The sequence below is a fragment of the Roseateles sp. P5_E11 genome (genome assembly GCF_054049355.1).
Genome location: NZ_JBFUMO010000733.1, coordinates 1 through 2,437, shown reverse-complemented (window position 1 = coordinate 2,437; position 2,437 = coordinate 1). Strand labels below are relative to the sequence as shown.

Genomic DNA, 2,437 nt, shown 5'->3' with positions numbered 1-2,437 from the left:
GTGCTGCAATCCACGGTCTTCTCGTCCATCCTCGACGACGCCTTGCAGCAGCGCGTGGCCGACGCGATGTGGCGCTGGCTCAAACCGGGTGGCGCCGTCGTCTGGTACGACTTCACCGTCAACAATCCGCGCAACCCCGACGTCCGCGGCGTGCCGCTGGCGCGCGTGCGACAGCTCTTCCCGCAAGGCGCTTTCACGGCCCGGCGCGTGACGCTGGCGCCACCGCTGGCCCGGGCGCTGCCCGCGGCCTATGGCCTGCTCAACCTCATCCCCTGGCTGCGTACCCACCGGCTGGTGCTGATCGCCAAAACCTGATCGTCGAAAATCCCTTCATGAGTGCCCAGCCCTTCCTTCCCTTTGCCTTGCCCGACCTGGGCGACGACGAGATCGCCGAAGTCGTCGACACGCTGAAATCCGGCTGGATCACGACCGGCCCCAAGGCCAAGCGCTTCGAGCAGGCCTTTGCCGACTTCCTCGGTGACCCGCAGATCGAGTGCATCGCGGTGAACTCGGCCACCGCAGGCCTGCACCTGGCGCTGGAAGCCATTGGCCTGGGCCCCGGCGACGAGGTCATCACGACGACCCACACCTTCACGGCCACCGCCGAGGTCGTGCGCTACCTCGGTGCCGACGTGAAGCTGGTCGACATCGACCCGGCGACCTTGAACATCGACATCGCGGCCATCGAGGCAGCGATCACCCCGAAAACCAAAGCCATCCTGCCGGTGCACTACGCCGGCCTGGCCGTGGACATGYTGTCCATCCTCGACATCGCCCGCCGCCACGGCCTGCGCGTCATCGAGGATGCGGCCCATGCACTGCCGACCACGCTGGAGAAGGAGCTGATCGGCACGCTGGGCAGCGACGCCACCGTGTTCAGCTTCTATGCCAACAAGACGATGACGACCGGCGAGGGCGGCATGCTGGTCACGCGCAACGCCGAACTGGCCAAGCGCGCCCGCGTCATGCGCCTGCACGGCATGAGCCGCGACGCCTTCGACCGCTTCACGGCCAAGGTGCCGAGCTGGTACTACGAGATCGTCGCGCCCGGCTTCAAGTACAACCTGACCGACATCGCCGCGGCCCTGGGCCTGCACCAGTTGAAGCGCCTGCCGGCCTTCCAGCTGCGCCGCGAGCAGATCGCGATGCGCTATCACGAGGCCTTTACCGACCTTCCGCTGATCCTGCCGCCCGATGCGCCGGAGGGCGACACGCACTCCTGGCATCTCTACGTCGTTCGCCTGGCCGACGAAGCCAGCATCACACGCGATGCCTTCATCGAGGGCATGTACGCTGCCGGCATCGGTTGCAGCGTGCATTACGTGCCCCTGCACCTGCATCCTTACTGGCGCGACCGCTACGGTCTGACGCCCGAGCAATTCCCGCAGTCGCAGAAGGCCTTCGAGCGCACGGTCAGCCTGCCGCTGTACACGGCGATGAGCGACGCGGACGTCGAGCGCGTCATCGCCGCCGTGAGGGGCCTGCTGGCTTGATCAAGCGCCTGTTCGACGTGGTCAGTGCGGCGCTGGGGCTGCTGGTTCTCGCGCCGCTGCTGCTGCTGGCCGCGGTCTGGATCAAGCTCGACTCTCCCGGCCCGGCCCTGTTTCGCCAGACGCGTGTGGGCCGGCATGGCGTGCCCTTCACCATCCACAAGTTCCGCACGATGCGCGTCGAGCCGGGTGCGGCCATCACGGTCGGCGCCGACCCCCGCATCACGCGCTCGGGCCGTGTGTTGCGCCAGGCCAAGCTCGACGAGCTGCCCCAGCTCTGGGATGTGCTGCGCGGCGCGATGAGCCTCGTTGGCCCGCGGCCGGAGTTGCCTCGCYATGTCGAGCTCTACTCGGCCGAATTGCGTGAACGCGTGCTGGCGGTGCGGCCGGGCATCACCGATCCCGCGTCGCTGGCTTTCAGCCACGAGGCCGAAATGTTGGCTGCAGCGCAGGACCCAGAGCGCGAATACCGCGAGGTCGTGATGCCCGCAAAACTCAAACTGTCAGCCGAGTACGCGGCCAGCGCCAGCCTGATGACCGACCTGCGGCTGATCCTGGCGACGTTGGCCCGCGTGCTGCGCGGCTGACAATCGCTTCCCAATGAACTGGCAATTTCTCGACACCCTGCTCACGCGCCTGCGGCCGCGCCGTGAAGCCTTGGCCCTGCTGCTCGACGTCGTTGTCGTTGCCATCGCCTGGCAGGCCACCTATCTGTTCCGCCTCGGTTTCGAGCGCTGGTTCTCGGCACGCCCCGACTACGACGGTTGGGTGCTGCTGGGGCTGCTGGCCATCTATGCGGCTGTGCTGTACCTGTTGCGCGTGCCCAAGGGCATGTGGCGCTTCTCCGGCTTCGGCGAGGTCCAGCGTCTGGCCTTGGCCTGCACGCTGGCGGGCCTGATCGGCGCCGCGGCCGTGCTGATGGCCCATTTGCATGCTGTCCCTCGGGC

2 protein-coding genes and 2 pseudogenes are annotated in these 2,437 nt (G+C 67.5%); all 4 read left to right on the top strand.

Translation table 11 applies throughout. The features are described from left to right. Positions 1–315, top strand: a pseudogene (locus ACXJKR_RS29875) (SAM-dependent methyltransferase); the annotation flags it as partial. Positions 316–332: 17 nt separating this feature from the next. Further along, complete coding sequence (locus ACXJKR_RS29870; protein ID WP_056204403.1) at positions 333–1,493, top strand: DegT/DnrJ/EryC1/StrS family aminotransferase; 1,161 nt, start codon at positions 333–335, stop codon at positions 1,491–1,493. Further along, positions 1,490–2,077: a sugar transferase gene (locus ACXJKR_RS29865; protein ID WP_457325927.1), complete on the top strand. Its 588-nt coding sequence runs from the start codon at positions 1,490–1,492 to the stop codon at positions 2,075–2,077. Before ACXJKR_RS29870 ends, ACXJKR_RS29865 begins: the two co-directional genes overlap by 4 nt. Before the next feature lie 13 nt (positions 2,078–2,090). Then, positions 2,091–2,437: pseudogene (locus tag ACXJKR_RS29860) on the top strand (polysaccharide biosynthesis protein); the annotation flags it as partial.